The 2,213-nt window shown below is 69.1% G+C and carries 1 protein-coding gene and 2 pseudogenes; 1 reads left to right on the top strand and 2 read right to left on the bottom strand.

The features are described from left to right. Positions 1-925 precede the first annotated feature (925 nt). Positions 926-1,393: a potassium channel family protein gene (locus ACIBHX_RS52280; protein WP_397076521.1), complete on the top strand. Its 468-nt coding sequence runs from the start codon at positions 926-928 to the stop codon at positions 1,391-1,393. 117 nt (positions 1,394-1,510) lie between these two features. Here the strand turns inward: ACIBHX_RS52280 and ACIBHX_RS52285 are convergent. Next, positions 1,511-1,627, bottom strand: a pseudogene (locus ACIBHX_RS52285) (IS30 family transposase); the annotation flags it as partial. 308 nt (positions 1,628-1,935) lie between these two features. Continuing rightward, positions 1,936-2,213 (bottom strand): annotated as a pseudogene (locus tag ACIBHX_RS52290) (hypothetical protein); the annotation flags it as partial.

Genomic DNA, 2,213 nt, shown 5'->3' on the forward strand with positions numbered 1-2,213 from the left:
GTAGCGGGGAGGCTTGCTGCGATTGCCTGGGTCATCCGCGGTGTAGGTGGGCCCCTTCGCGTTTCAGAGGTGCGGTCAGGGGCTTGGGCAACCCCACGCGTGCCTCGACCGGCCATCTCGGGCAGCGGGGAAGGCCTGCTGGGTCTCCAGGAGCCGTCTACGGTGTGGGCGGCCCCTTCCGTTTCAGAGGTGCGGCCAAGGGCTTGAGCAACCCCTCCGGCAACCCCTCCCGTGCCTCGACCGGCCATCCCCGGCAAGGGAGATGGCTTGCTCCGTCTTTCCAAGGGCCGTACTTGGTGTGGGTGGCCCTTTTCGCGTTTCCAAGGTGTTGGCTTGGGCCCGGAGATCCTCGCTGGTTCCGATCGGTGGCCCCTGGCGGCGGGGTGCTATTGCCGCAGTTCCGGGGCCTCCTAAGTGGCGAGGGTGACGCTTTTCGCGTTTCCGCTGATACTTGCGCGACTGGATTCGTCGCCTGTTGCTGAGTCGCCGGCGAGTGTGCCGTCAATGCGATGTGACCGCTTCGGCGATTCTGTGCGCAAGTGGGTGGTGCTTGTCGTGTGACATGAGGCACGTGGCCATCTCCGCGCCTCGCGAGCAGCGCCCATAGGGACATGTCGCCGCTTGTGACGCTGTGCCAGCTCGTCCGTGACGGGCGTACCACGGGCTCCTGGCCGTGTTCGGTGGGTGTGCCCGGTGGCGGGTGCTTCTGGGGTGGCGTTTGTGGGGTGGGGCCCGGTTCGGGAGATCGGGTTGGGGTTCGCGGTTGACACCGGGCTCAGGGGATTTGCGTGTTGCGCTTCGCTGGAGGGCTCGCCGTACAGGGGGCTGGGCAAAGTTCTGGTGGGGTGGGCGTGTGGGGCTTTGTGGTGTCCGGTGAGGTGGCGAATGTAGGGGCATGTGGCGTGCGGTGCGGAATGTGGCGTTGGTGATAGCCGTGTATTACCTGCTGCCGTTGGACCCTCAGCAGGGGCCATGGGCGGTGGGGTTGCGGCTGTTGGGCTTCTTGGTCGGGATCGGGTTCGTGGCTTGGGGGGTGCGGACTGCGGCCGTACGGGAGGCGGCCAGCGAGGAGAGCGGCGTCGTGCGGCTCGATACGTTGATCCTGGTCAGCGTTATCGGGGTGACGATGTTCGCGCTGGCGGACTACCTGGTCGCGCGATGGGGGAGCACAGAGTTCGTGGGGCTGCGGACCAGGACGGATGCGCTCTACTTCGCCGTCTCCACGGCGGCGACCGTGGGCTTCGGCGACGTGCACGCGGAGGGGCAGATCGGCCGCGGTCTGGTATTGGTCCAGATGGTCTTCAACGTCGTGGTGCTGGCGGCCTCCTTCTCGTTGCTGAGGCACGTGGCGGGCGCCCGCCGCCGCCAGCGAGCCCAGGACTCCGACTCCTGACACGTGTCGTGCCACGGCCCGAGGACTGCATTCGCTGTGGCTCGTGAGGGACACGCGCCGGCCAGGTAGAAGATCGCGTCCAGGACCAGGCGTCGGTCCCACTTCTCGGGCCTGCCCCCGCGCCCGCCGCTCGACCAGGGTGCCGATGGCGGACAACTGGTTCTTGCCGATGGTGAGGTCGCCCTCCCGGTGGCCGGGAACGGCGCGATCGTCGGCTTCGGCGGGTCGCTCGCTCCCTGCCGGTGCTCCTCGCCGCCGGGAGCAGCGGCGCGGCAGCGCCCACTGCCCGTCGGTCATCGTCCGAACCGGGGTAGAAGTGCCGCCGCGAGGGACGATCACTACCCCGCCATGAGCAGGGCATGACGAGTCGATGCGTGCAGCCGAACTCCTGATAGGACTGGCAAGCCTAGGCAGCCCCTCTCCTCCCAGGAGTCCTTCACCTTCCGGGTGAACCGCCCACCGATCGAGCGCGCGGGCGGGCGTTCGTCCGGAGATTCCGCCCGGCACCGGACACCTTTGCCGACGCCGTCGACGAAGGCCCGTCAGTGGTCGTGGCCGTGCCGGCCGAGGGTCACCACAGGGGTCGCGCCGGGGCGGGTCCACTGTGGCACGGGGCGGCTGGTCGGGCCCCAGGTGGCGTCGCCGTCGGCGTCCGTGCGCCAGTACCAGCAGATCGGCGAGCCATGCCCACCGACAGGCGAGTCGGCCTGAGGAGCCTCGGGCCAGCCCTCGGGGTTGTCCTCCCACGCCTCGCGGCGGCCGTAGGGCGTCATGTCGAGCAGGGCGAAGGTCCCGTTGGCCGGCTCGTTGCCGCGGCCCG

This window comes from Nonomuraea sp. NPDC050536, from assembly GCF_044457685.1.
Classification (GTDB): domain Bacteria; phylum Actinomycetota; class Actinomycetes; order Streptosporangiales; family Streptosporangiaceae; genus Nonomuraea.